The organism is Streptomyces spongiicola, assembly GCF_003122365.1.
Classification (GTDB): Bacteria; Actinomycetota; Actinomycetes; order Streptomycetales; family Streptomycetaceae; genus Streptomyces; species Streptomyces spongiicola.
Genome location: NZ_CP029254.1, coordinates 1289013 through 1312381, shown reverse-complemented (window position 1 = coordinate 1312381; position 23369 = coordinate 1289013). Strand labels below are relative to the sequence as shown.

The following is a 23369-nucleotide window of genomic DNA, read 5'->3' as shown; positions in this document are numbered from 1 at the left end:
CCCCGGAGCCGGGCCGCCACCGGCACGCGCCGGCCGGCCGGTCCGGTGTCGACCGGGAGGCCCTCGCCGACCGCGAGGCCCTCGGCGGCCGCGAGGCAGGCCTTCTGACGGCCCCTCGGCCGGAGTTCCCCCGTTCCCGATTGGGCTTTCGGGCCGACAGCGGGGAGACTGCTTCCCGTGACGTCCCGTAACCTGCGCGACTCCAGGCTCCGTCTTGTCCGCCCACGTCCCACCGCCACGGCCCGCCGCGCCGCGACGAACAGGCGCACGCGCCCCGCTCCGCGCCCTCCCGAGGGAACCCCGCCGATGGCGGAGCTGGCCGGCCAGGCGCGCGGGGTCCTCGCCGACGCGGTGCGCGTCGCCCGCTGGGCGGCCGCCCGGCACGCCGAGGGCAGTGCCGCCGACCGGGACCGGGCCGCCGGGGAACTGCGCCTGACACCGGGACAGGTCCATGCGGGCTGGGACCGCGCCCGGCTCGCCGGGCTCGTGGAACTGCACGGAGGCACGGCGCGCCCCGGCTGGCGGCTGAACGCCTGGGACCGGGACGACGCCGCCGTGCTGCGCGGCTGGGTCGCCCTCTTCGACGCCTGGCCCCTCGTGCGCCCGGCCCCCGCGGACGTGGCGCCCGGTGCCGTCGCCGAGGCGGTGGAGGCCGTCCCCCAGGTGCTCTCGCTCCTCCAACTGTCCGCCGGGCCCGTGCTCCTGCCGGCGCTGCTCGATCTGCTCCGGCAGCGGGTGGCGGAACTGCGCGAGGAACGCTGCGAGGTGCCCTACGGGCCCGAGCACGTCTCCGCCGACGCGGCGGCTCCTGGCGCACCTGCCGAGGCCGCCGCACCTGCCGAGGCCGCCGTGCCCGCCGAAGTCGCCGCAGCGGACGCGGTGGCCGGCACCGAAGCCGTCCCCGCCCCCTCACCCGCCCCCTCGCCCGTCTCCGTCCCGTCGTCCGTCCCCGCCCCCTCACCCGTCTCCGTCCCGTCGTCCGTCCCCGCCCCCTCACCCGTCTCCGTCCCGTCGTCCGTCCCCGCCTCCTCACCCGCCCCCTCACCCGTCTCCCGCCGTGCCCCCGCCGACACGGCAGCCCCTGCCAAGGCCGACGGGGACGCCGATCGGGACGCCGACGGGGATGCCGGCGCGGCGGCCGCGGTCCTCGCCGACCCGCCCGAAGCCGTACTGCCCGCCCTGCTCGACTGGGCCCTGGAGGGCCTCGCCGCCGTCGGCGCGCTGACCCTCGGCGAGGGCCATGCCACCCTCACCCCGCTCGGCAACTGGGCCGTGTGGGTCAAGCTCGAGCAGATCTGCGTCGCCGCCCAGAGCCCCGCGGGCCACATCGAGCAGTCCGCCGAGGAGATGCTGCGGGGCTGCGCCCGGCTGAGCCCCGGCCCCGCCCGCGCCGAGTACCGGGCCTGGCTCGCCGCCCGTACCGTCTCCAGCGCGGTCACCGAACTCGTGGCCGCCGCCCGCGGTGAGGACGCCCTGCTGCGCGGCCTGGCCTTCGACGCCCTCCGGGTCGTCGGAGCGGCCGCCGAGGCCGATGTCCGCGCCGCGGCCGAGGAGCCCTCGCTGCGCCCCTACGCCCTGCTGTGGCTGGCCGAGTACGAGGGCGCCGATCCCGACGACGCCGCCGAGGTGCTCACCCGGGAGGAGGCGACCTGGCTCTGGGTGGACACCGCCGCCGCCGTCGCCGACCACGGTGAGAGCGCGCTGCTGGTGCGCCATCTGGACTCCGCGGTGCAGGGCACCGTCCCCGCCCTGCTCGACGAGGTCAGGGCCGTCGGCCATCCGCGCACCGTGCAGGTCCTGGTCGCCCTCGCGGCCGCGCACCCCGACCCGGCCCTGGCGAAGGCCGTCAGGCGGGCGGCGTTCCAGGTGCACACCGGAGGCTCCTGACCGCACGGGACCGGCCCGCCCGCGGGCGGGCCGGTCCCGTGCGGTCAGTGCCACGGAAATCCGGTTGCCCGGTCCCGGTAGACTGGCCGCATGGCAATTCTCCTCATGGATTAGACGGCGTCGAAGCCTCCGCGAGCCCGTCGTCCTTCCGCCGTCCATCCGTCCTGGAGTCTTTCCGTGATCACCGCTTCCGGCGTCGAGCTGCGTGCCGGCGCCCGCGTCCTCGTCGAGTCCGCCACCTTCCGTATCGCCAAGGGCGACCGCATCGGCCTGGTGGGCCGAAACGGAGCGGGCAAGACGACCCTCACCAAGTGCCTCGCCGGCGAGGGCATCCCCGCCGGCGGCCAGATCGCCCGATCGGGCCAGGTCGGCTATCTGCCGCAGGACCCGCGCACCGGCGACCTCGACGTGTTCGCCCGGGACCGCATCCTCTCCGCCCGCGGCCTCGACCTCCTGATCCGCAAGATGCGCGAGAACGAGCACCGCATCGCCACCGGCAAGGGCGCCACCCGCGAGAAGGCGCTCAGGCAGTACGAGCGCCAGGAGACCGAGTTCCTGACCAAGGGCGGGTACGCGGCCGAGTCCGAGGCGGCCACCATCGCCGCCGCGCTCAACCTGCCCGACCGGGTGCTGGGACAGCCGCTGCACACCCTCTCCGGCGGTCAGCGGCGCCGTGTCGAACTCGCGCGGATCCTGTTCTCGGACGCCGACACGCTCCTGCTCGACGAGCCCACGAACCACCTCGACGCCGACTCGATCGTCTGGCTGCGCGAGTACCTCAAGACCTACCGCGGCGGCTTCGTGGTCATCTCCCACGACGTCGACCTCGTGGAGACCGTCGTCAACAAGGTCTTCTACCTGGACGCCAACCGCTCCACGATCGACGTCTACAACATGGGCTGGAGGCTCTACCAGCAGCAGCGCGAGGCCGACGAGAAGCGCCGCAGGCGCGAGCGCCAGAACGCGGAGAAGAAGGCCGCGGCGCTCAACGCCCAGGCCGACAAGATGCGGGCCAAGGCCACCAAGACCGTCGCCGCCCAGAACATGGCCCGCCGTGCCGAGCGGCTGCTGTCCGGTCTGGAGGAGGTGCGCCTCTCCGACAAGGTCGCGAAGCTGCGCTTCCCCGAGCCGGCGCCCTGCGGGAAGACCCCGCTGACGGCGGAGGGCCTGTCCAAGTCCTACGGCTCGCTCGAGATCTTCACCGACGTCGACCTGGCCGTCGACAAGGGCTCCCGGGTGGTCGTCCTCGGTCTCAACGGCGCCGGCAAGACCACCCTGCTGCGGCTTCTCGGCGGGGTGGAGAAGCCCGACACCGGCGAGGTCCTGGAGGGCCACGGGCTGAAGCTCGGCTACTACGCCCAGGAGCACGAGACGCTCGACCAGGACCGCACGGTCCTGGAGAACATGCGCTCCGCCGCGCCCGACCTCGACCTCGTCGAGGTCCGCAAGGTGCTGGGGTCCTTCCTGTTCTCCGGCGACGACGTCGACAAGCCGGCCGGAGTGCTGTCGGGCGGGGAGAAGACGCGGCTGGCGCTGGCCACCCTGGTGGTCTCCTCGGCGAACGTCCTGCTGCTCGACGAGCCGACCAACAACCTCGACCCGGCCAGCCGCGAGGAGATCCTCGGAGCGCTGCGCACGTACAAGGGAGCGGTCGTCCTGGTGACCCACGACGAGGGCGCGGTCCAGGCCCTCCAGCCGGAGCGGATCATTCTGCTGCCGGACGGGGTCGAGGACCTGTGGGGCAAGGACTACGCGGACCTCGTCGCGCTGGCCTAGCCGGCCGTACCGCCCATGGACGTCGATCGGCCCGGTGACGGGCGGTCCGCCGCCGGTCGCGGCGCGGCGCGGTGGTGATCGTGCTGGCGGCGCCGGGCGGGCCGGGCCGCTCGGCCCGGGGAAGCCTTCCTGCCCCGCACCGGAGCGGGGAACACGGCTCCGGGCCGCCGCCAGGGGCCGCCGCGAGGGGCAGCCGGGGGAGCAGGACCCCGGGGGCGCTTCCGGCACCGCGCGGGCCCGGCCCCGGGTGGGGCGGAACCGGGAGGATCCATCCGGACTGATCCACTCCGTATGGATCATTCGGCTCAGTTCTGATCCTTCATCTGAGTGAGTGCGTCTCGTACCACGGCGTGGCGGTCCGCGGTGGCGGTGCGCCGCCCCCCTTGCCCGGCAGTGCCGACAAGGGTGCCGCTGACCTGGAATTTCGGCCTCCGGGCCGCCGAAACGCCCCGTCGGCGATCATCGGAATATGGCGTTCCGGCCGTGCTCGGGCGTGTACGGCCGCCGAAGCTCGTCGTACGGACCTTGTCGAATGGGTGGCCATGAAGCCCGGTAGGGGTGATCATGAGAGTCCAGAGCGCACTTCCCATGAGGAGGCACGGGTGGCCGAGACTCTGAAGAAGGGCAGCCGGGTGACCGGCGCCGCGCGCGACAAGCTCGCGGCAGACCTGAAGAAGAAGTACGACTCCGGTGCGAGCATCCGGGCGTTGGCCGAGGAGACCGGCCGCTCCTACGGATTCGTCCACCGGATGCTCAGCGAGTCCGGAGTCACGCTGCGTGGGCGCGGCGGGGCGACGCGGGGCAAGAAGGCCGCGTCGACCTGACGTCCCAGTCACCGAGCGTGGTCTGAGGCCGACCGGTCTCCGGTGCCGGCCACCCGGCTGATCTCGCGGTCGACCGGGTGGTTACTGTGCAGTCACTTGACTCTTGCTGCACTCGCCGCACCGGAACCGGAGGCACCTCATGACTTCGCTGGACTCTGTGCTCGACAAGGACGGCGTACGGCTCACCGTCGATGACGCGGTGGCCACGGTGACCCTCACCAACCCGACCAAGCGCAATGCCCAATCTCCCGCTCTCTGGCGGGCGTTGGCCGAGGCCGGGCGGTCGCTGCCGGGTACCGTGCGGGTGGTCGTGCTGCGCGGCGAGGGCAAGTCCTTCTCCGCGGGGCTCGATCGGCAGGCCTTCACGCCGGAGGGATTCGACGGCGAGCCGTCGTTCATCGACCTCGCACGCGGCTCGGACGCCGAGCTCGACGCCGTCATCGCCGAGTACCAGGAGGCGTTCACCTGGTGGCGCCGCAACGACATCGTGTCCGTCGCGGCGGTCCAGGGCCATGCCATCGGTGCCGGGTTCCAGCTCGCCCTCGCCTGCGACCTGCGGGTCGTCGCGCAGGACGTGCAGTTCGCCATGCGTGAGACCAGCCTGGGCCTGGTTCCCGACCTCACCGGGACGCACCCGCTCGTCTCACTCGTCGGCTATGCCCGTGCGCTGGAGATCTGTGCCACGGGCCGCTATGTCCGGGCCGACGAGGCGGAGCGGATCGGGCTCGCCAACCTCGTGGTGCCCGCGGAGGACCTCGACGCGTCGGTCCGGGACCTGACCGCAGCGCTGCTCTCCGCGCCGCGTGACGCCGTGGTCGAGACCAAGGCGCTGCTGCGCGGCGCCGGGTCCCGCACGTACGAGGAGCAGCGCACCGCCGAACGCGCCGCTCAGGCGCGCCGCCTGCGCGATCTGGCGGGCCTCGCGGACTGACCGGCTCGGGCTGCGGGCCGCGGCCGGCCCGTCGGCGCCCGGGCGACGGTCGGAACGTGAGCAGGGTGTGGCGGCGCGCGGAGACGCGAACGGCGTTCGCCGCCCCCTGCCCGGCACGCGTACCCGGTAGGTGGCGTACCCGGTAGGTGGCGTACCCGGTACGTGGCGTACCCGGTAGGTGGCGCTATCGGTACGCGGCATACCGGTACGCGGCGTGCCCGGTGGCCGGCCGGCGCTCATTCGCCGAGACCGACCTCCGTGACGAGGACCGTCACGGGAAGCGGCGACGGCAGCGCCGAGACGACCGCGGCGCGGACCGCGCGGGCCACCTCCACGGGACGATGACCCGGCGCCGTCGCGCACTCGACCCGCACGGACGACTCGTCGGCCCGTACGGCCGCCCCGAGCGCGCCGGTGAGCCGGGCGACCCCCGGAGCGGCGGCCGCGGCGGCGGCGACGACGGCGACGGCACCGGCCGGCGCCGCCGAATCCGTTCCGGGACCGGCACCCGGGAGCCCTTCCCGGGTGCCTCCCGTGCCGGACGGCCCGGTGGCGGCCGTCTGCCCTGGCTCCCGCGCGCAATCCATGGCCCGCGCCGTGCCGGTGCCTGCTGTGTCCGTGCTCGCCGTGTCGGTGCCTGCTGTGTCGGTGCCTGCTGTGTCGGTGTTCGCCGTGTCGGTGCCTGCTGTGTCCGTGCCCGCCGTGCCGGTGCTCGCCGCGTCCGTGCCCGCCGCGCCGGTGCTCGCCGCGTCCGTGCCCGCCGCGCCGGTGCCGGCCTCGCCCGTGCCGGCCGTGCCCGCCGTGTCCGTACCCGCCTCGCGCGGACCGGCGGCCATCGGGCCGGTGACCGGGGGTGTGCCGTCAGCCGTCGGCGTCCGCTCTCCGGCCGGTTCCGGAGACACGTCCAGCAGATCCGTGATCCGGAGATCAACCGCCGCGACCCGCAGCCCGAGCCGCTCCCCGGCGGCGGCGAACAGCGCCCTGCGCAGCAGCCCGGCCGGCTCGGCCAGGGGCACCGCGCCGATGACCGCGAACTCGGCCTCGATCCGAAGCGGCCCCGGTGGCAGCGCGGCAGGGGGAGGCGGGACGGCCGGAGCCCCGGCCCGGCCCGGGTCGGCGAGCCCCACCCGGATACGGCCCGGTACCACGCCCGGCACTCTCTCGGCGGTCTGCCGCAGCACCTTTTCGGCGGCCTGTTCCGCCAGCCAGGCGCCGTCCTCCGGAGCACCGAGCGGTAGCAGTCTGCCCGGTCGCAGCCGGGCCCGTACGGCCTCGGTCCAGCCTTCGGCCGCCGTCATCCGTGTCGCCTTGTCATTGCCCCAGCCTGCCGCATCGTCCGGCGCGGGAGCGGGCAAGGAGACTTAGTGTGGTCAGCGTAGTCGGGAGTTCACCTCCGCTCGGAAAGGTACGCATGGCGATGACCGACACGGATGTCAGTGTGAGCAAGGAATCGGCCGCCGCGGTACGGCGGGGCGGCGGCGCCCCGGGTACCCGGGGCCGTACCACCATCGCGGACGGCGTCGTGGAGAAGATCGCCGCACTCGCGGCCCGCGACGTGGTCGGTGTCCATGCGATGGGCAGCGGCCTGTCCCGCACCTTCGGCGCGGTGCGCGACCGGGTGCCCGGAGGCAAACCACCCGTCACCCGGGGGGTGAAGGCCGAGGTGGGTGAGAAGCAGACCGCGCTCGACCTGGAGATCGTCGTCGACTACGGGGTCGCGATCGCGGACGTGGCCCGCGCCGTGCGGGAGAACGTCGTCGCCGCGGTGGAGCGGATGGCGGGTCTCCAGGTCGTCGAGGTCAACATCGCCGTCGGCGATGTGAAGCTGCCGGACGAGGAAGACGAAGAGACGGAACCGCGGATCCAGTAGCGGAACTCACGAGAGGAGCCCGGGATGAGCATGGCGGTTGCCGGCCTGCTGGCCGGGATGGCGCTCGGATTCGCCGGATACTTCGGCGGGTTCGCGGCGTTCCTGCTGGTGGCGGCGTTGGGGGCGGTCGGGTTCGTCGTCGGGCGGATCCTCGACGGCGACCTCGAACCGGGCGACTTCCTCCGGGGCCGCGGCCGCGGCGACCGGCGGGGGTGACCCGGCGTGGCCGCCCGGACGCCCCCGCCCCCGGTACCGCCATCGGTGCCGCCCCCGGTACCGCCCGCGGCGGCATCCCCGGAGCCCGGAGCGATCGCGTACCCCGGAGAGAAGGGGATTCCCGCGTGCGAGCGCGGGGCGACCGCCATCGCCGACCGCGTGGTCGCGAAGATCGCCGCCCAGGCGGCCCGTGAGGCACTCGCCCGGGTGCCGGAGGGCGGTTCCGCCCCGCATGCGGCGGTCGCCGTGCACCAAGGCCACGCCCGGGTGAGGATCAGCCTCGAACTCGACTACCCGTGCGACATCGGCGGCCAGTGCCGGGCCGTGCGCCGCCGGGTCGCCGAGCGGGTGGAGGCGCTGGCGGGAATGGTGGTGCCGGAGGTCGCCGTGCGGGTCGAGCGGCTGCACTCCGTCCACACGCGCCGGGCTGCCCAGGGAAGGCTCCGATGAGCGAACCGGTGAAGGAACCGGTGCGGGAGGGCGAACCGGTCGGCCCGCCCGAACGGCGACCGGACCGGTCGGCCCCCGGTGCCGCGTTCCGGCCGCTGCCCGCGACCGCCGGGGACGACGGCGCCGGCGGACGCTTCTGGTCACGGCGGCGGGTTCCCGCCGGACTGCTCGCACTGGTGGTGGCGGCCGGTGCGGGACTGCTGTTGTTCGACATCGCCTCGGTACGCGCCGGCCGGCCCGGGATGCCCTGGCGCCGGTCGCTCGCCGGCGAACTGGCGAGCAGACCGGTGGACGACGTGTGGGTGCTGGCCGGTGCCGCTGCGGCCGTCCTGGTCGGCGCGTGGCTGCTGGTGCTCGCGGTGACACCGGGGCTGCGGAATCTGCTGCCCATGCGGCGCCGGGCGGACGACGCCGACGTACGGGCCGGACTCGACCGGGACGCCGCGGAGCTGGTGCTGCGGGACCGGGCGGTGGAGGTGTCCGGGGTCCAGTCCGTACGAGTGCGGGTGAGGCGGTCCCGGGTCACGGTGCGGGCGGTGTCCCACTTCCGCGAACTCGACGAGGTCCGGTCCGATCTGGACACCGCGTTGGGCGAGGGTATCCGCGAACTCGGGCTGGTACGGCGGCCGGCCCTGTCCGTGCGGGTGCGCCGTCCGGCGAAGAAGGGGTGAGGGGAATGCTCCGGATCGTCAACCGGACACTGGCCGGGCTGGCCGGTCTGCTGCTCCTCCTGCTGGGCGGAGCGGTGCTGGCGGCGGGGCTCGGGCTGCCGGTGCCTTCCTGGTGGCCGTGGCGGGGAACCGAGGCCGTACTGCTCGGCGAGGCGCGCCGGCAGCGGTGGGAGGACCAGGGATGGTGGTGGCCCGTCGTGATCGCCTCGCTGGCGGTCGTCGTCCTCCTCGCCCTCTGGTGGCTGCTGGCGCAGTTCCGCCGCTCTCGGCTGGGCGAGGTGCTGGTGGACAGCGGCGACGGGGAGGGGGCGCTGCTGCGGGGCCGCGCCATGGAGGCCGTGCTCGCGCGAGAGGCCGAGGACCTGGACGGAGTGGCCCGGGCCCAGGTCGTCCTGCACGGCCGCCGCACCGCCCCGGCGGCCCGTGTGCGTCTCCTGCTCGAGCCCTTCGCGTCACCCGGCCGGACGCTGCACCGCTTCTCGGCCGAGGCACTGACGCACGCGCGGGACTCGGCGGGGCTGGTGGCGCTGCCGGCGGAGGTGCGGTTGCGGGCCCAGAAGCACCGGGCGAAGCGAGTGACGTGAGCGGGGCGGCGGTCGCGGGGCGGGAGGCCCCCGGCGGAGTGCGCCCGCGCTCGCCGCTGCGGTTCCGGGGCTGGGTCTGGTCCTGGGTCTGGGTCTGGGTCTGGTTCCGGGGCCGGTGCTGGTTCCGCCTCCGTTACGGTCGCTCCTGCTCCTGCTCCTGCTCAGGTTCCGGTTCCGGTTCCGGTTCCGGTTCCGGTTCCGCGAGCGTGCCGCCGGGTGCGAGCATGGGCGAAACCCCTTCGTCGGCGTTCCGGATGCCCTCCGTGTCGAGTGCCTGCGGCGTTCGGGATGCGCGTTGCCGGGGGCACTGGTTCGCTGAGAGTGGCCCGCTGGAAGCGACATCGAGGAGGTCATGAGCATGTCAGACGAAGTCGGCGGCCGGGTCCGGCAGATGCGGCAGAAGGCCGAGGAACTGAAGCAGGCCGCGGAACGCGTGAACGATCCCGAGGAGAGCCGGCGGCTCAAGGAGAAGGCGCGCAGGCTCCAGGAGCAGAGCGAGCAGGAGAGTGCGATGGGGTCCGGGGACGTCTACCCCATGGAGTGACACTCCGCGCCCGTTCGCTCCGGCCGGTGACGGCACATGTCACCGGCCGGAGCGTGCACGGACCCGCGCCGGCCGGCCCGGCGCCGGGACGGGAAGCCAAGGCGGGAAGCCGAGGCGGGAAGCCGGGGCCAGGAGGCCATCGGGGCGGGGTTCCCGCGCCGGGCCCGGGAGGGGTCGTGCTCCGTGCCCCGGGACCTTGCGGCGGTGCCCCGCCGGGTGCGCGTCGGCGCCTCACCCGGGCGCCTCACCCGGGGGCTCCTCGGGGGACTCGCGTCGGCGCTCGCCGGTCACGAGAACGGGAACGGTGTGCTGACGCACCAGTTCCCGGGCCACGTTGCCGAGCAGGCGACGGGACAGGCCCCTTCCGTGCGTGCCGACCACGATGAGGTCGAAGCCCTGTTGTCCGGCGTAGTCCACCAGAGCCTGCGCAGGCGGGCCCGGGATGATGTCGCATTCGGTCACCCGTCCGCCGCCGCGCTCGGCGACCGCCGCCAGACGGCTCCTCGCCGCGGCGATGCTCGGGTCCGCTTCGTCGTCGGCCGCGTCGTACCCCACCACCTCGACCGCGACGAGCGCTTTCGCGTACGGCCCCAGCAGTTCGACGGCCAGGTCCAGCGCGGCCTGCGATGCTTCGGAGCCGTCCACGCCCACCAGCACCCGCAGGCCGCCCGGCCCGGGCGCACCGACTTCCATCCGCGCCAGCGGCCCCACCCGGCGCGGCTGGATGCGCTCACTGGCGACGATGGTCAGGATCGGCCCGAAGACGGCACCCATGAGCAGCCATCCCCAGTGGTGGTAGCCGCGCCGGGCCATCCACCAGGCGGTGACGAGGCCGATGGCGATCCATGCTCCCACGACGACGAGGACGAAAGCGAGATCACTCATCGGGGCCTTCCTTCGGGGATACCCCCGGCTTCAGCCGGGGGAGGAAACGAAGCTCCTGCGGAGCAGGGCGGGGAGAGCCGGTCCGCTGCCAGGGCGGCCGGCCGTGTCTGACGCGACGACTGCGGCCGTGGTGCGGGGCGGGTGGTCCGGTACCACCCGGCGCGGGGTGACGGAGCGTCGGCGGGCGGGCGGTCCGCGGCGCGCGTCGCCCGCGGGGCCGTCGGGGCGGTGCACCGGGAGCCTCACCGCCGGACATCGGCTGCCCGGACGACGGCGACCGGGCAGTGCGCGTGATGAAGGAGGGCCTGGCTGACCGATCCGAGGAGCAGGCCGGCGAACCCCCCGCGGCCGCGGGCACCGACGACGATCAGCCCGGCGTCCCTGCTCGCCTCGATCAGCGCCTCGCGGGCGCCGCCCCGTACGACGGAGTGCTCGACCGCGACATCCGGGTGCCCGTCCCGCCGGCCGGCGAGGGTCTCGGCCAGTACGCGTTCCTCGCCGGCCGCGAGTACGTCCGGCTCCAGCGCATTGGGCATCGACGGATCCTGCGGCGGGGTGACGGCCACGCTCCACGGCGTCCACGCGTGCACGGCGACCACGCCGGTGCCGCGGAGGACGGCTTCCTCGAAGGCGAACTCGACCGCCCCCCGACCGGACGGTGAGCCATCGGCGCCCAGCAGGACCGGGCGGGTGTCGTCGACCCGGCCCCTCACCACCATGACCGGGCAGCGGGCGTGCGCGGCCAGGTGCACCGCCGTCGAACCCAGCAGAAGCGCGCCGAACCCGCCCAGCCCCCGGCTGCCGACCACCACCAGCGGTGCCGTGTGCGACTCGGCCTCCAGCACCGACAGCGCCTCACCGGTCACCACCGCATTGCCGACCTCCACTTCGGGGGCCACGGAGCGCGCACGCTCCACCGCCTGCGCCACCAGCCGTCCGACCATGTCCCGCATCCCGCCGTCGGCGGGCCCGAGCGGCGACGGCCCGAGCGGCACATGCATCGCGGGCCAGACGAACGCGTGCACCACCTTCAGCCCGCACCCGCGCAGCCGCGCTTCACGGGCCGCCGCCGAGACCGCGTCCAGACTCGACGGTGAGCCGTCCACGCCGACGACGACCGGCCCGCTCGCCGGGGGCCCGCTCACGGCCGGCCCCCGGACTTCCGCCACGGCTCGCGTCTGCCGTGGGAGGTGCTGCTGCCGGTCCACGTCCGGCACGCCGTGCCGGCTTGCCGGGCGGCCGGTCCTACGGCACCACCAGCGATCACCATGTGCACCTCCTCCTTGTTCGTCACACTTGTCCATATGTGTGCGAAGCGCCAACGCGGAGGGCGGTGCATCCCCCGGGTGGCCGGACGGCAGCGCGGCGGACCCGGGACGGGGTGAACGGGCGGGTTGGACGGCGTCGTGCCGTCACGGAGGTCGTGCGGCCCGCGTCAGAAACCGGATCGGGCCCCGCCGTCCACCGGCCGTGCGGCGAGGGTCAGAAACCGGATCCGGCCGTGTCGTCACGCAGGTCGTGCGGCGAGGGCCAGAAACCGGATCGGGCCCCGCCGTCCACCGGTCGTGCGGCGAGGGTCAGAAACCGGATCGGGCCCCGCCGTCCACCGGTCGTGCGGCGAGGGTCAGAAACCGGATCGGGCCCCGCCGTCCACCGGTCGTGCGGCGAGGGTCAGAAACCGGATCGGGCCCCGCCGTCCACCGGCAGCATCACCCCCGTGAGGTACGACGCCGCCGGCGAGAGCATGAACGCCGCCGTGCGCCCGAACTCCTCCGGAGTGCCGTAGCGCCGCAGCGGGATCCGGGACTCGTTCGCGGCACGGGCGGCGTCCGCGTCCCCCGACAGCGCGTCGAGTTCGCGCACCCGGTCGGTGTCGATGCGCGCGGGCAGCAGCCCCACCACGCGGATCCCGCGCGGTCCCAGCTCGTCCGAGAGCGACTTGGCGAAACCGGCCAGGCCGGGGCGGAGGCCGTTCGAGATGGTCAGGCCGGGAATCGGCTCGTGGACCGAGCCGGACAGCACGAAACCGACGACCCCGCCCTCGCCCAGCGCCGCCGCCGCGCCCCGGGCCAGCCTGACCGCTCCCAGGAACACCGACTCGAACGCCGCCTGCCACTGCTCGTCCGTGTTGTCGGCGACGAACCCCGGCGGGGGGCCGCCGACGCTGATCAGTACGCCGTCGAGGCGGCCGAAGTGCGTCCTGGCCGCCCCGATCAGCCGCTCGGCGGTCCCGGGGGCGGCGTTGTCGGCCGCGACACCGACGGCGTCCGGGGCGATCTCCGCGGCCGCGGCCGCGGCCGCCTCCCCGTCCCGCCCGGTGACGACCAGCTTCGCGCCCTCGGCGGCGAGTGCCCGGGCGGCGGCGTTGCCCAGTCCGCGGGTCGCGCCCGTCACGACGTAGGCACGGTCCTTCAGTCCAAGATCCATGGCCCTATCCTGCCGCGCCGCGTGCGGCCAGAGCCAGGGCGGAGCCCACCAGTCCCACATGGCTGAACGCCTGCGGGAAGTTGCCGAGCTGCCGCCGCGCCACCGGGTCGTACTCCTCCGCCAGCAGCCCCACGTCGTTGCGCAGTTCCAGCAGCCGTTCGAACAGGTCCTTGGCCTCCTCCGTCCGGCCGGTCGCGCGAAGGGCGTCGACCATCCAGAACGAGCAGACGAGGAACGTTCCTTCACGGCCGGGCAGCCCGTCCACGGACGGCCCCTTGGTGCTGTAGCGGTTGACCAGCCCGTCGCGGCCCAGCCCCGCCCGCACCGCGTCGACCGTGCCCACGACCCGGGGGTCGCCGGGCGGGAGGAAGCCCACCCGGGGAATGAGCAGCGCCGCGGCGTCCAGCTCGTCCGAACCGTAGTACTGGGTGAAGGTGTTGCGCTCCGCGTCGAAGCCCTTCTCGCACACCTCCCGGTGCACGGCGTCCCGCATCGCCCGCCATCGGGTCACATCGCCCGGCAGGGACGGGTCGTCCTCCAGCGTCCGCACGGCCCGGTCGGCCGCGACCCAGGCCATCACCTTGGAGTGCACGAAGTGGCGCCGCGGCCCCCGCACTTCCCACAGGCCCTCGTCGGGCTCCCGCCAGGTCGACTCCAGGAATCCCAGCAGACTCAGCTGGAGGTTCCAGGCGTGCGGCGCGGACTCCAGACCGGCCTCGCGGCCCAGCCGCAGCGAGTCCATGACCCCGCCGTAGACGTCGAGCTGGAGCTGGTCGACGGCGCCGTTCCCGATCCGCACCGGGGCGGAGTTCTCGTAGCCGCGCAGCCAGGGCAGTTCCGCCTCGGGCAGCCGGCGCTCCCCGGCCACCCCGTACATGATCTGGAGGTCGGAAGGGTCGCCGGCCGCCGCGCGCACCAGCCAGTCGCGCCAGGCGGCGGCCTCCTCGAGGTAACCGGTGGACAGGAGCGCGCCGAGGGCCAGTGTGGAGTCGCGCAGCCAGCAGTAGCGGTAGTCCCAGTTCCGTACGCCGCCCGGGTCCTCGGGGAGGGAGGTGGTGGGGGCGGCGACGATGCCGCCCGTCGGGGCGTACGTCAGCGCCTTCAGGGTGATCAGCGAACGGACCACGTCGTCGCGGTACGGACCCTCGTAGGTGCATCGCCCCGACCACTCCCGCCAGCCGTCCACGCTCGTCGCCAGCGCCTCGAAGGGGTCGACCGGCCGGGGGGCCGCTTCGTGCGAGGGGTGCCAGGTGAGGACGAACGCCACGGTCTGGCCCGCGCCGACGGTGAACGACGAGAGCGTGCTGAACTGCTGCCCCCAGGTCTTCACCGGCACGGAGTCCGGGTTCTCCAGCCGCAGCCACACCGAGTCGGGGCCGGCGACCGCGACCCGGTGGCCGTTCGTCCGCCGCATCCACGGGACGACCGAACCGTAGTCGAAGCGCAGCCGGAGGGAGGCGGCCATCTCGACGCTGCCGCTGACGCCCTCCACGATCCTCACGACGTCGGGGGCCCGGTCGCGCTGCGGCATGAAGTCGGTCACCTTGACGGTCCCCGTCCGGGTCTCCCAGAACGACTCGAGGACGAGTGTGCCCGGGATGTAGCGGCGGCGGGTGCAGTTCCCGGCGCCCCTGGGGGCGAGCCGCCAGTGTCCGTTGTCCTCGTCGCCGAGCAGTGCCGCGAAGCAGGCGCCGGAGTCGAAGCGCGGCAGGCACAGCCAGTCGACCGAGCCGTTCCTGCCCACCAGACCCGCGGTCTGCAGATCGCCGATCAGGGCGTAGTCCTCGATGCGTTGGGTCACGACATGCCGCTTTCCCTTGCGGGAGGCCGCCTATGCGGTCGTGTTGCGCGCGACGTGGACGGGCGTCGCGCGGCGGAGGCGGTCCGGGCGCCCTGCGAGGGGCCTCGGCGGCCGTGCCGGGTCTCCTGCCGCGGAGCACCCGCTGCCGCCGGGGGCACCGGATCCGACCCGGCCCGGGCGGCGGCTCAGCCCAGCGGCGCGCCGGCCGCTGCGGGTGTCTCCTCGGCGGCCGGCGCGGCCGGTGCGGCGGCCCGCCCGGCCCGGTCGTGCTTCTCGCGGCGCACCAGAACCACCCAGCCCACCGGCACACCGGCCGCGAACAGCCACCACTGCACCGCGTACGCCATGTGCGCGCCGATGGACTCGTGGTCGGGTTCCGCGATCAGCTCGGGGGTGCCGCCCGCCGGCTCGGGGGCGGTCTGCTGGAGGTAGCCGCCCAGCACGGGCCGGCCGAGGCGCCCGGCCTGCTGCTCGCTGTCGATCAGCATGATCTGACGCGGCGGCAGCCCGCTGAGGTTCTTGATCCCGCTCGCTTCGGTCGTCTCGTCGGCCATGAGCCGGCCGGTGACGGTCACCTCGCCCCGGGGCGCCGGCGGCACGGCGGGGTACGCGGCCTGGTCGGCCGCGGCGGGCACCCAGCCGCGGTTGACCAGGACGGCGCGGCCGTCGGCGAGGACCAGCGGGGTGAGGACGTGCACCCCCACCCGCTCGTCGTTGTCGGTACGGCGGCGCACGACGACCTCGTGGGCGCTGTCGTAGGTGCCCGTGGCCGTGACGTGCCGCCAGTAGTCGGCGCGCGGGACCGTGTGCCCCGGGGAGGTCAGCCCGGTGACGGGCACGGGCCGTGCCGCGAGGTTGTCCTCTATCAGCCTGTTCTGCGCGACGCGGCGCTCGTGCCGGTGCAGCTGCCAGAAGCCCAGCTCGGCCATCACGGGGATGAGGACGAGGCTGACGAGGGTGAGGATCACCCACTGCCGGGACAACAGGAAGCGGTACACCCCACGACGGTACAACTCGGTCGCGGGATGCCCGGCGGCAGGGTCCTTCGGGCGCGGCCCGGAAGCGTGCCCGTATGTCCCGGTCCACCGCCCGCCCCGGGGCCTCGCGGTCTGCGCGGGGTGTCGTGGTCTGCGCTGGGTTCATGGTCTGCGCGGGGCCTCGCGGTCTGCGCGGGGTGTCGGGTCTGTGCGGGGCCCGCCCGGTCACCCGGTCTCCGCACGGCGGCCGCGGGCGCGCGTGCGGAGCCGGAGGTCCGCCCCGGTCGCGCGGTGGTTGTTTCCACGGGGCCGGGTGGCCCCGTCACTCCTCGGCCGGTGCCACGTCCCTGAGCAGGTGGGTGAACGCGGCCTCGTCGACGATCGGTGTCCCGTACGACCTGGCTCTGGCCGTCTTCGAGGTGGGCGCGTCCGGATCGTTGGTGACCAGGAGGCTGGTCAGCCGGGAGACACTGGTCGCGACATGGAGGCCGGCCTCCACGGCACGGTCCTCCAGGAGCTCCCGCTCGATCGAGGTGTCGCCCGAAAAGGCTACCCGCATGCCCTGTTTGAGCGGTTTGCCCGATGTGTAACGTCCCGGGTTCGGGTACGGGCACGGGGGCCGCCTGCGCGACGGGCGCCAGCCGTTCGGACGGTACGAGGCGCCCGGCGCCTGCCGGCCGATCCGCGGCGCCGACGGAGCCGTGGACCACTCGGTGAGCGGGCGGCACTCCAGCAGCGGCAGCCGCACACCCCGCGCGGCCGCGGTGTGCAGACTCGGGCGGAACACCTCCGCCAGCACCCGGGCGTCGTCCAGGGCGTTGTGCGCATGGCGCTGGACCACGCCGAAGTGCGCCGCGAGCGACTCCAGCCTGTGGTTGGGCAGCGGCAGCGACAGCTCCTTGGACAGCGCGATGGTGCACAGCCGCTGGCGCACGGGCGCGAGGTGCTCGGCCCGTGCGTACTCCCTGGCGATCATGGACCAGTCGAAGACGGCGTTGTGCGCGACGAGCACCCGGCCGTCCAGCCGGTGCGCGAACTCGTGGGCGATGTCGCCGAAGAGCGGCGCACCCTCCAGCATGCCGCTCGTCAGCCCGTGGATCCACACCGGGCCGGGGTCCCGCTCGGGGTTGACCAGGGAATACCAGTGGTCCTCGACGTTCCCCTGCGCGTCCAGGCGGTAGACGGCAGCCGACACTATCCGGTCGTCACGGGCGAGGCCGGTGGTCTCCACGTCGACGACCGCGTACCCCTGTGGATACGCGGCCGGCCACGCCGGTGCTGTCGTACGGTCGTCGAGCATGGTCACAGAGCTTACGGGCCGCCACTGACACGGCCGGCGGGGACCCTTGTGCCGCGAGGGCCCGGCCCCCGGCGGCGGGGCGCCTCACTGGGCCGCCGTCAGCCCCTCACCCGAACCGCGCAGTTCGCCGCGGCCGACCGGCGCGGATCCCGTCCGGTGCGTCCCGAGTCCCGTGTCGCGACGGAAGCGGTCGCACTCCCCGGGTCAGGTGCCCCCCTGCGCCAGCAGGGACTTGACCAGCGCCCGCATGGACGCGGTGAACAGCCGGTCCGGGTCGGCGGGGCGCGCCAGCGCGCGGGCGAGGGCCGGGTCCTTCCTCGTGCTCGCGGTCTTCCGCGGCCGCTCCCGTCCGGGCGTCTCGGCCGGGGCGAGTCCGCGTGCGCACTCGACCAGGACGAAGCCGACCACCTGGAACTGCACCGCGCGCACCGCCTCGGCGGCGCGCGCTCCGCGCAGTCCGGCGGTATGCGCCTCCCGGACCAGCGCGCGCTGCGCGGGCAGGAACACCCGCTCGGTCAGGCCGCGTTCATGGACCATCGCGATCAGATGCGGCCGCGCGTGCAGCTCACCGCGGAGCCGCCGGGCGACCGAGACGATCCGGGTGGCCGGGGTGCGGCCGGTCGGCTGTATCGCCCCCATCTCCTCCACGGTCCGCTCCACGAGCGCGTCGAGCAGTGACTCGCGATTGCCGACGTGCCAGTAGATGGAGGTCACGGCCGTGCCGAGCCGGGCGGCGAGCCCCCGCATGGTGAGGGCGTCGGGGCCGTGCTGCCGCACGAGGTCGTCCGCGGCCTCCAGCACCTGCTCGCGGGTCAGCACGGTACGGGACATGAAACCCCCATCTCCGGTCGACTCCCTTGCGGGGAGCGGCCTTTGGACCTCCATCGGCAAGCAGTGTAACTGCGTTACAGGCGATACCGGGCCGCCCGTCCGCACCGGTCCCCTCTCCTGCCCGTGTGGCGGCTGTGCCAGGGGCGCCGGGAGTGGGACGCTCCCGGTGTGACGCGACCCACGCCCCACCACGAGCCCCACGGCGCATCCATGGGCACCCGGCTCAACTGGCTCCGCGCCGCGGTCCTCGGCGCCAACGACGGCATCGTGTCGACCGCGGGCATCGTGGTGGGTGTGGCGGGCGCGACGAGCGACAGCGCGGCGCTGCTCACGGCCGGCCTCGCCGGGCTGCTCGCCGGGTCCATGTCGATGGCTGCGGGCGAGTACGTCTCGGTCTCCACCCAGCGCGACTCGGAGAAGGCGGCGCTGGCGGTGGAGAAGCGGGAGCTCAAGGAGGAGCCCGCGGCCGAACTCGACGAACTGACCTCCCTGCTGGCCGCCGGCGGCCTCTCCCGCGAGGTCGCCCGAGCCGCGGCGGAGCAGTTCACCGCACGCGACGCGCTCCGCGCCCACGCCCGGGTCGAACTCGGCATCGATCCCGACGAACTCGCCAACCCCTGGCACGCGGCCGGTGCCAGCTTCCTGGCCTTCACCGCGGGCGCGCTGCTGCCGCTGCTCGCCATCGTCCTGCCGCCGTCCCCCGCCCGGCTGCCGGTGACCGTGGTGTCCGTGCTCGTCGCCCTGGCCTTCACCGGCTGGTGGAGTGCCCGCCTCGGCACGGCACCGGCCGGCCGGGCGATGGTGCGCAACGTGTGCGGGGGCGCGCTGGCCATGGGGGTGACGTACGCGGCCGGCTCGCTGCTGGGGGCCGCCGGCGTCTGACGTCACCCGTCCGCGCCCCGGAGGGTGCCAGCGAGGCGCCGCCCGGCGGAGGCCGCCGGAACCGTACGGCGGCCGTCTCACGCATCTGCCGCCAACCGTCCGGCCGAACACCCGCCCCACCCGCGGTGCCCGCGGTGCCCGCAGGCCGTCCGGCCTGTCCGGTCTCGTGCTGTGGTCGATCCCCGCGCCGCGGGCCGCCGGTCCAGGCCCGTCCACGGCGCCGGGCCCCGCACTGGCCTCCGCGCCGGGCTTCGCGCCGGGCCCGCTCGTGGCCGTGTGCCGGGGCGCGGGCGGGTTTGGACTTCTCCCGCCGTCCCCCGCTGTCCCCCGCTGTCCCCGCTGTCCGGCTGTCGCCCGGGAGCCTGCCGGGTGACGACCTCCGCGGAGCCGCTGCCCGGAGCCGAGCCCCGGGCCCGCGGCTCCTCTCTCGTGCTGTGGTCGATCCCCGCGCCGCGGGCCGCCGGTCCAGGCCCGTTCACGGCGCCGGGCCCCGCGCTGGCCTCCGCGCCGGGCTTCGCGCCGGGCCCGCTCGTGGCCGTGTGCCGGGGCGCGGGCGGGTTTGGACTTCTCCCGCCGTCCCCCGCTGTCCCCCGCTGTCCCCGCTGTCCGGCTGTCGCCCGGGAGCCTGCCGGGTGACGACCTCCGCGGAGCCGCTGCCCGGAGCCGAGCCCCGGGCCCGCGGCTCCTCTCTCGTGCTGTGGTCGATCCCCGCGCCGAGGCCCGCCCCGGTGCCTGCCGCCCTGCTGCCGCGTTCCCCCTGCGCGGACCGGCGCAGCCGCGGACCGGCGCGGAAGCGGTCGGCCCCCGAGGACCGGAGGACCCGAGGACCGGAGGACCAGAAGGCGATCACGTTGCCGCCTTCCGGCAGGCCGTCAGCCGAGCGTGTTCAGCGCCGCCGCGTCGTACGGCCTCAGCTCGCCGGTACGGCCCCCCAGCACCTTGGCGGCCCAGTCAGGGTCCTGGAGCAGCGCCCGGCCGACGGCGACCAGGTCGAACTCGTCGCGCTCCATGCGGTCGAGAAGGTTGTCGAGGCTGCCCAGTGCGGCGCCCTCGCCCATGAACGCGCGGATGAAGTCGCCGTCGAGCCCGACCGAACCGACGGTGATGGCGGGCCTGCCGGTGAGCTTCCTGGTCCAGCCGGCCAGGTTCAGACCCGAGCCGTCGAACTCCGGCAGCCAGTAGCGGCGGGTGGAGGCGTGGAAGGCGTCGACACCGGCCGCGGCGAGTGGGGCGAGGATGGCCTCCAGCTCCTGCGGGGTCTCGGCGAGCCGAGCGTCGTAGGCCTCCTGCTTCCACTGCGAGTAGCGGAAGATCACCGGGAAGCCGGGCGAGACGGCGGCGCGGACCGCGGCGACGATCTCGGCCGCGAACCTCGTACGGGCCACGGGGTCGCCGCCGTAGGCGTCGGTCCGGCGGTTGGTCCGCGCCCACAGGAACTGGTCCAGGAGGTAGCCGTGGGCCCCGTGGAGTTCGACGCCGTCGAAGCCGATGCGCTCGGCCGCCGCGGCGGCCTCGGCGAAGGCGCCGATCACGTCGTCCAGGTCGCCGCGGGTCATCGCCCTGCCGGTGCCCTCGGTGCCGTCGACGCGGATCCCGGAGGGGCCGACGGCGGGGGCGTCGGCGTACGGCGCGTCGCCCTGCTTGCGCACCATGCCGACGTGCCACAGCTGCGGCACGATGGTGCCGCCCGCCTCGTGTACGGCAGCGGCGACCTTCGCCCACCCCGCCAGCTGCTCCTCGCCGTGGAAGCGCGGCACCCGGTCGCTCTGCCCGGCCGACTCGTGGCCGACGTAGGTCCCCTCCGTGACGATCAGGCCCACGCCGGCGGCGGCGCGGCGGGCGTAGTACGAGCGCACGTCCTCACCGGGAACGCCGTCGGGGGAGAACCTGCGCGTCATCGGCGCCATCACGATGCGGTTCGGGACGGTCAGGCCGTTCAGCGCGACGGGCCGGGACAGGATCTCGGCCGCGCGGGAGGTGGGGGACGCGGTGATCACGGGAACACTCCTCGTGGTTACTTGACAACCTTGATGCTTGAGAACTTCAGGCAATGGCGACGGTAGAGGCGATTGCTTGAAATAGTCAAGCTTCTCCGGCTAGGGTGTTCCCCATGGCAGAAGCCCCCCGCGTCGACACGGCCCAGCTCATGGAGCTGCTCTCGGTGTCCCTCGGTGCCTTCTACGGCGACTTCACCGCCGCGGCGGCGAGCGAGAACCTCACGGCGAGCCAGGGAAAGACGCTCACCGTGCTGCGCCAGGGGCCCGCCGCGATGCGTGCCCTGGCCGAGAACATGGCCTGCGACGCCTCCAACGTGACCGGGATCGTCGACCGGCTGGAGAAGCGCGGCCTGGTGCGCCGCGAGGCCGGCGCATCCGACCGGCGCGTCAAGAACGTCGTCCTCACGGCCGAGGGGGAGCGGGTCACCGACGCGATCCGCGCGAAGATGCGCACCACGCGGGACGGCCTGGAAAGGCTCGGCGGCGAGGACCGCGACCGCCTCCACGCCCTGCTGGAACGGGTCTTCGTCTCCCGGCCCGGCGCCTGACCGGTGAAGGGGCGCCGGCCGAGGCCGCAGTCTGCACCCGCGGTGCCCGCGTGACACACCGGGGCCCGGGCGTGATCCCCACACCCGGGCCCCTCACCGGTGCTCGCCCGCGCCCGGCAGGCGGACCGCCTGCCGGGCGCGGGCGTCCGGCTACCAGCGCACCGCGTCCAGCGCGTCGACCATCCCGGCCCCGTAGAAGCCGTTCCTGCCCTTGCCGCCCTCGCAGACCGCGTCGACCGTGCCGTCGCCGTTGATGTCGTACGGGTTGGTGCAGGCGCGGTCGTCGGCCTGCGCGTACAGCAGCGCCTTCACCCCGGCCGCCGGCAGATACGGGTGCTTCGACTTGATCAGCGCGGCGACACCCGCCACATGCGGGGCGGCCATCGACGTGCCCGCCTTGTAGCTCCAGGTGTGGCCGCCCCTGAACGTGGTCGAGAGGATCAGCCCGCTGGTGGCGGGCGCGTCCGGCGGCTGGAAGGCGGTGGAGTCGCCGCCCGGCGCCGCGATGTCGACGACCCCGTGGCCGTAGTTCGAGTACGAGGACTTCAGGCCCTTCGCCCCGGTCGCCGACACCGTCACCACACCCGGCAGCATGGCCGGGATGTCCGGGCACTCGAGCGGGCTGACGACCCGTGTGACCGGTGTGGTGTCGTTCGGGCTCGTCGTGTCGGTGACCTCCCCGGAGGTGAGGTCGGTCCGCGAGTTGCCGGCCGAGGCGACGTTCACCACGCCCTTGCGCTCCGCGTACCGGGTGGCCCGGGTGAGGGTCTCGACCAGGGCCTTCTGGTCCTCGTCGGCCTTGCAGTTGTACAGCCACGGGTCGACGTAGTAGCTGTTGTTGGTCACGTCGGCGCCGTGGTCCGCGGCCCACATGAATCCGCAGAGGACGGCCTCGGTGTAGAAGAACCCGTCCGGGTTCGCCACCTTGAGGCTGGACACCTTCACACCGGGGGCCACGCCGGTGACGCCGAAGCCGTTCTTGGCGGCGGCGATGGTGCCCGCCACGTGCATGCCGTGGTCGCTCTCGCCCGCCGCCGGACGCCACGCGTCGTTCTCGGTGACCGGCACGCCGCTGACGCAGTTCGCGGACGCCCGGCGGTCGAAGTTCTGCGCGATGTCCGGGTGGGTGTCGTCGATCCCGGAGTCCAGGACGGCGACCGTGACCTTGCTGCTGCCCAGCGAACGCTGGTGGGCCTTGTCGGCCTTGATGGCCGGCAGGTCCCACTGCAGGGGCTCCAGCGGGTCCTGGTCGTCGGTCGCCCTGGCCGCCGCGGCCTCCGCCTGCTCGGCCGTCAGCGGCTGCTCGGCGTCGATGGCGTCGTCCCGCTGGGGGACCAGCGGGTTGGTGCGTGTGGCGCCCGCCGAGGCGACGTGCTTCACCGTCCTCATCTGCCCGGCGAAGTCGGGGTTCTGCGAGTGGACGACGATGACGCCGATCCTGTCGTAGGCGATCACCACCGTGCCGCCGGCCCTCGCCACCGCCCGCTTCACCTTGGCGACGGCCGATCGGCCGCCGTCCACGTTGACGACGTACGACAGCGCCGGGCCGTCCGCCGAGACGGCGGCGGGTGCGTCGTCGGCGGGGGCCGCGGTCGCCGCCCCCGCGGGCAGGAATCCGAGCGAGGCCGTGAGCGCCAGACCCGCGGGCAGTGCTATCGCGCGCGTTCGTCTGGATCGCAGATGAGCCATGGGATCTCCACATCATCCGGTCGGCCGCCCAGGCACCCGGTGCCTATGGGCGGGTACATGACGAGTGAAGCTATCGCCGATCACACGGGCACTTCAACGATTTCGGGAACCCGGTTCCGGAAACCGGGCAGAACGGGGAGCGCGAACCACCCGGGAGGTGAACCGCTCCGCGGTGGGCGCCGTGCCTCTGTTGCAGGAGAGGGGCGAACTCCCCGCTCCCGTACGCGCTTCCGTCCCCTGCCCTGCCCCGCCCCCCACCTGTTCCCGACCCGCCTCCCA

The 23369-nt window shown here is 74.3% G+C and carries 22 protein-coding genes; 12 read left to right on the top strand and 10 right to left on the bottom strand.

What is annotated here, in order from left to right:
• Nucleotides 1–306 precede the first annotated feature (306 nt).
• The 4 genes from DDQ41_RS05670 to DDQ41_RS05655 all read left to right on the top strand — a co-directional run bounded on the left by DDQ41_RS05670 (nt 307) and on the right by DDQ41_RS05655 (nt 5418).
• The gene (locus tag DDQ41_RS05670; RefSeq protein WP_262508363.1) at nt 307–1887 is read left to right on the top strand and encodes a hypothetical protein; all 1581 of its coding nucleotides are present in this window, start codon (nt 307–309) and stop codon (nt 1885–1887) included.
• Nucleotides 1888–2064: 177 nt separating this feature from the next.
• Nucleotides 2065–3663, top strand: coding sequence for an ABC-F family ATP-binding cassette domain-containing protein (locus tag DDQ41_RS05665; protein WP_109293494.1), 1599 nt, complete (start codon nt 2065–2067; stop codon nt 3661–3663).
• A 602-nt stretch (nt 3664–4265) separates the two neighbouring features.
• Nucleotides 4266–4487, top strand: coding sequence for a helix-turn-helix domain-containing protein (locus tag DDQ41_RS05660; protein WP_017948860.1), 222 nt, complete (start codon nt 4266–4268; stop codon nt 4485–4487).
• 139 nt (nt 4488–4626) lie between these two features.
• Nucleotides 4627–5418 (top strand): enoyl-CoA hydratase/isomerase family protein, encoded by a 792-nt coding sequence (locus tag DDQ41_RS05655; RefSeq protein WP_109293493.1) that lies wholly within the window; start codon nt 4627–4629, stop codon nt 5416–5418.
• 236 nt (nt 5419–5654) lie between these two features.
• Here DDQ41_RS05655 and DDQ41_RS05650 read toward each other — a convergent pair whose 3' ends face one another.
• The gene (locus DDQ41_RS05650; RefSeq protein ID WP_109293492.1) at nt 5655–6716 is read right to left on the bottom strand and encodes a hypothetical protein; all 1062 of its coding nucleotides are present in this window, start codon (nt 6714–6716) and stop codon (nt 5655–5657) included.
• A 113-nt stretch (nt 6717–6829) separates the two neighbouring features.
• On the opposite strand from DDQ41_RS05650, the gene DDQ41_RS05645 reads away from it, so the two are divergent.
• The 6 genes from DDQ41_RS05645 to DDQ41_RS05620 all read left to right on the top strand — a co-directional run bounded on the left by DDQ41_RS05645 (nt 6830) and on the right by DDQ41_RS05620 (nt 9753).
• Nucleotides 6830–7288 carry an Asp23/Gls24 family envelope stress response protein gene (locus DDQ41_RS05645; RefSeq protein ID WP_109293491.1) on the top strand — a complete coding sequence of 153 codons (459 nt, stop codon included), beginning with the start codon at nt 6830–6832 and terminating at the stop codon, nt 7286–7288.
• Nucleotides 7289–7312: 24 nt separating this feature from the next.
• Nucleotides 7313–7504, top strand: a complete 192-nt coding sequence (locus DDQ41_RS05640) for a hypothetical protein (protein WP_109293490.1) — start codon at nt 7313–7315, stop codon at nt 7502–7504.
• A gap of 6 nt (nt 7505–7510) precedes the next feature.
• Nucleotides 7511–7954: a hypothetical protein gene (locus DDQ41_RS05635; RefSeq protein ID WP_394342127.1), complete on the top strand. Its 444-nt coding sequence runs from the start codon at nt 7511–7513 to the stop codon at nt 7952–7954.
• A complete protein-coding gene (locus tag DDQ41_RS05630) occupies nt 7951–8625 on the top strand; it encodes a DUF6286 domain-containing protein (protein WP_109293488.1) in 675 nt (224 codons plus the stop codon). Before DDQ41_RS05635 ends, DDQ41_RS05630 begins: the two co-directional genes overlap by 4 nt.
• A 5-nt stretch (nt 8626–8630) precedes the next feature.
• Nucleotides 8631–9209 (top strand): alkaline shock response membrane anchor protein AmaP, encoded by a 579-nt coding sequence (gene amaP / locus DDQ41_RS05625; protein WP_109293487.1) that lies wholly within the window; start codon nt 8631–8633, stop codon nt 9207–9209.
• 352 nt (nt 9210–9561) lie between these two features.
• On the top strand, nt 9562–9753 hold the full coding sequence (locus DDQ41_RS05620) for a DUF6381 family protein (protein WP_026165441.1): 192 nt from the start codon (nt 9562–9564) through the stop codon (nt 9751–9753).
• A gap of 231 nt (nt 9754–9984) precedes the next feature.
• Here the strand turns inward: DDQ41_RS05620 and DDQ41_RS05615 are convergent, their stop codons facing one another.
• The 7 genes from DDQ41_RS05615 to DDQ41_RS05585 form a co-directional block, all read right to left on the bottom strand.
• The gene (locus DDQ41_RS05615) at nt 9985–10638 is read right to left on the bottom strand and encodes a universal stress protein (protein ID WP_109293486.1); all 654 of its coding nucleotides are present in this window, start codon (nt 10636–10638) and stop codon (nt 9985–9987) included.
• A gap of 242 nt (nt 10639–10880) precedes the next feature.
• Nucleotides 10881–11783, bottom strand: a complete 903-nt coding sequence (locus DDQ41_RS05610; RefSeq protein WP_245991251.1) for a universal stress protein — start codon at nt 11781–11783, stop codon at nt 10881–10883.
• Between the two features lie 526 nt (nt 11784–12309).
• Nucleotides 12310–13065 carry an SDR family oxidoreductase gene (locus DDQ41_RS05605; RefSeq protein WP_109293484.1) on the bottom strand — a complete coding sequence of 252 codons (756 nt, stop codon included), beginning with the start codon at nt 13063–13065 and terminating at the stop codon, nt 12310–12312.
• 4 nt (nt 13066–13069) lie between these two features.
• A complete protein-coding gene (locus DDQ41_RS05600) occupies nt 13070–14866 on the bottom strand; it encodes a glycoside hydrolase family 15 protein (RefSeq protein ID WP_109293483.1) in 1797 nt (598 codons plus the stop codon).
• Nucleotides 14867–15051: 185 nt separating this feature from the next.
• A complete protein-coding gene (locus DDQ41_RS05595) occupies nt 15052–15864 on the bottom strand; it encodes an SURF1 family cytochrome oxidase biogenesis protein (protein WP_109293482.1) in 813 nt (270 codons plus the stop codon).
• 301 nt (nt 15865–16165) lie between these two features.
• The gene (locus DDQ41_RS05590) at nt 16166–17149 is read right to left on the bottom strand and encodes a DEDDh family exonuclease (protein ID WP_109293481.1); all 984 of its coding nucleotides are present in this window, start codon (nt 17147–17149) and stop codon (nt 16166–16168) included.
• Nucleotides 17150–17347: 198 nt separating this feature from the next.
• On the bottom strand, nt 17348–17974 hold the full coding sequence (locus DDQ41_RS05585) for a TetR/AcrR family transcriptional regulator (RefSeq protein WP_109293480.1): 627 nt from the start codon (nt 17972–17974) through the stop codon (nt 17348–17350).
• A 210-nt stretch (nt 17975–18184) separates the two neighbouring features.
• Here DDQ41_RS05585 and DDQ41_RS05580 point away from each other — a divergent pair, with 210 nt between their 5' ends.
• On the top strand, nt 18185–18856 hold the full coding sequence (locus DDQ41_RS05580) for a VIT1/CCC1 transporter family protein (RefSeq protein ID WP_109293479.1): 672 nt from the start codon (nt 18185–18187) through the stop codon (nt 18854–18856).
• Between the two features lie 872 nt (nt 18857–19728).
• Here the strand turns inward: DDQ41_RS05580 and DDQ41_RS05575 are convergent.
• Complete coding sequence (locus tag DDQ41_RS05575) at nt 19729–20853, bottom strand: NADH:flavin oxidoreductase (protein WP_109293478.1); 1125 nt, start codon at nt 20851–20853, stop codon at nt 19729–19731.
• A gap of 113 nt (nt 20854–20966) precedes the next feature.
• On the opposite strand from DDQ41_RS05575, the gene DDQ41_RS05570 reads away from it, so the two are divergent.
• A complete protein-coding gene (locus tag DDQ41_RS05570; protein ID WP_394342126.1) occupies nt 20967–21401 on the top strand; it encodes a MarR family winged helix-turn-helix transcriptional regulator in 435 nt (144 codons plus the stop codon).
• Between the two features lie 150 nt (nt 21402–21551).
• On the opposite strand, the gene DDQ41_RS05565 is transcribed toward DDQ41_RS05570, so the two are convergent.
• Nucleotides 21552–23090 carry a S8 family peptidase gene (locus DDQ41_RS05565; protein ID WP_109293477.1) on the bottom strand — a complete coding sequence of 513 codons (1539 nt, stop codon included), beginning with the start codon at nt 23088–23090 and terminating at the stop codon, nt 21552–21554.
• Nucleotides 23091–23369 lie beyond the last annotated feature (279 nt).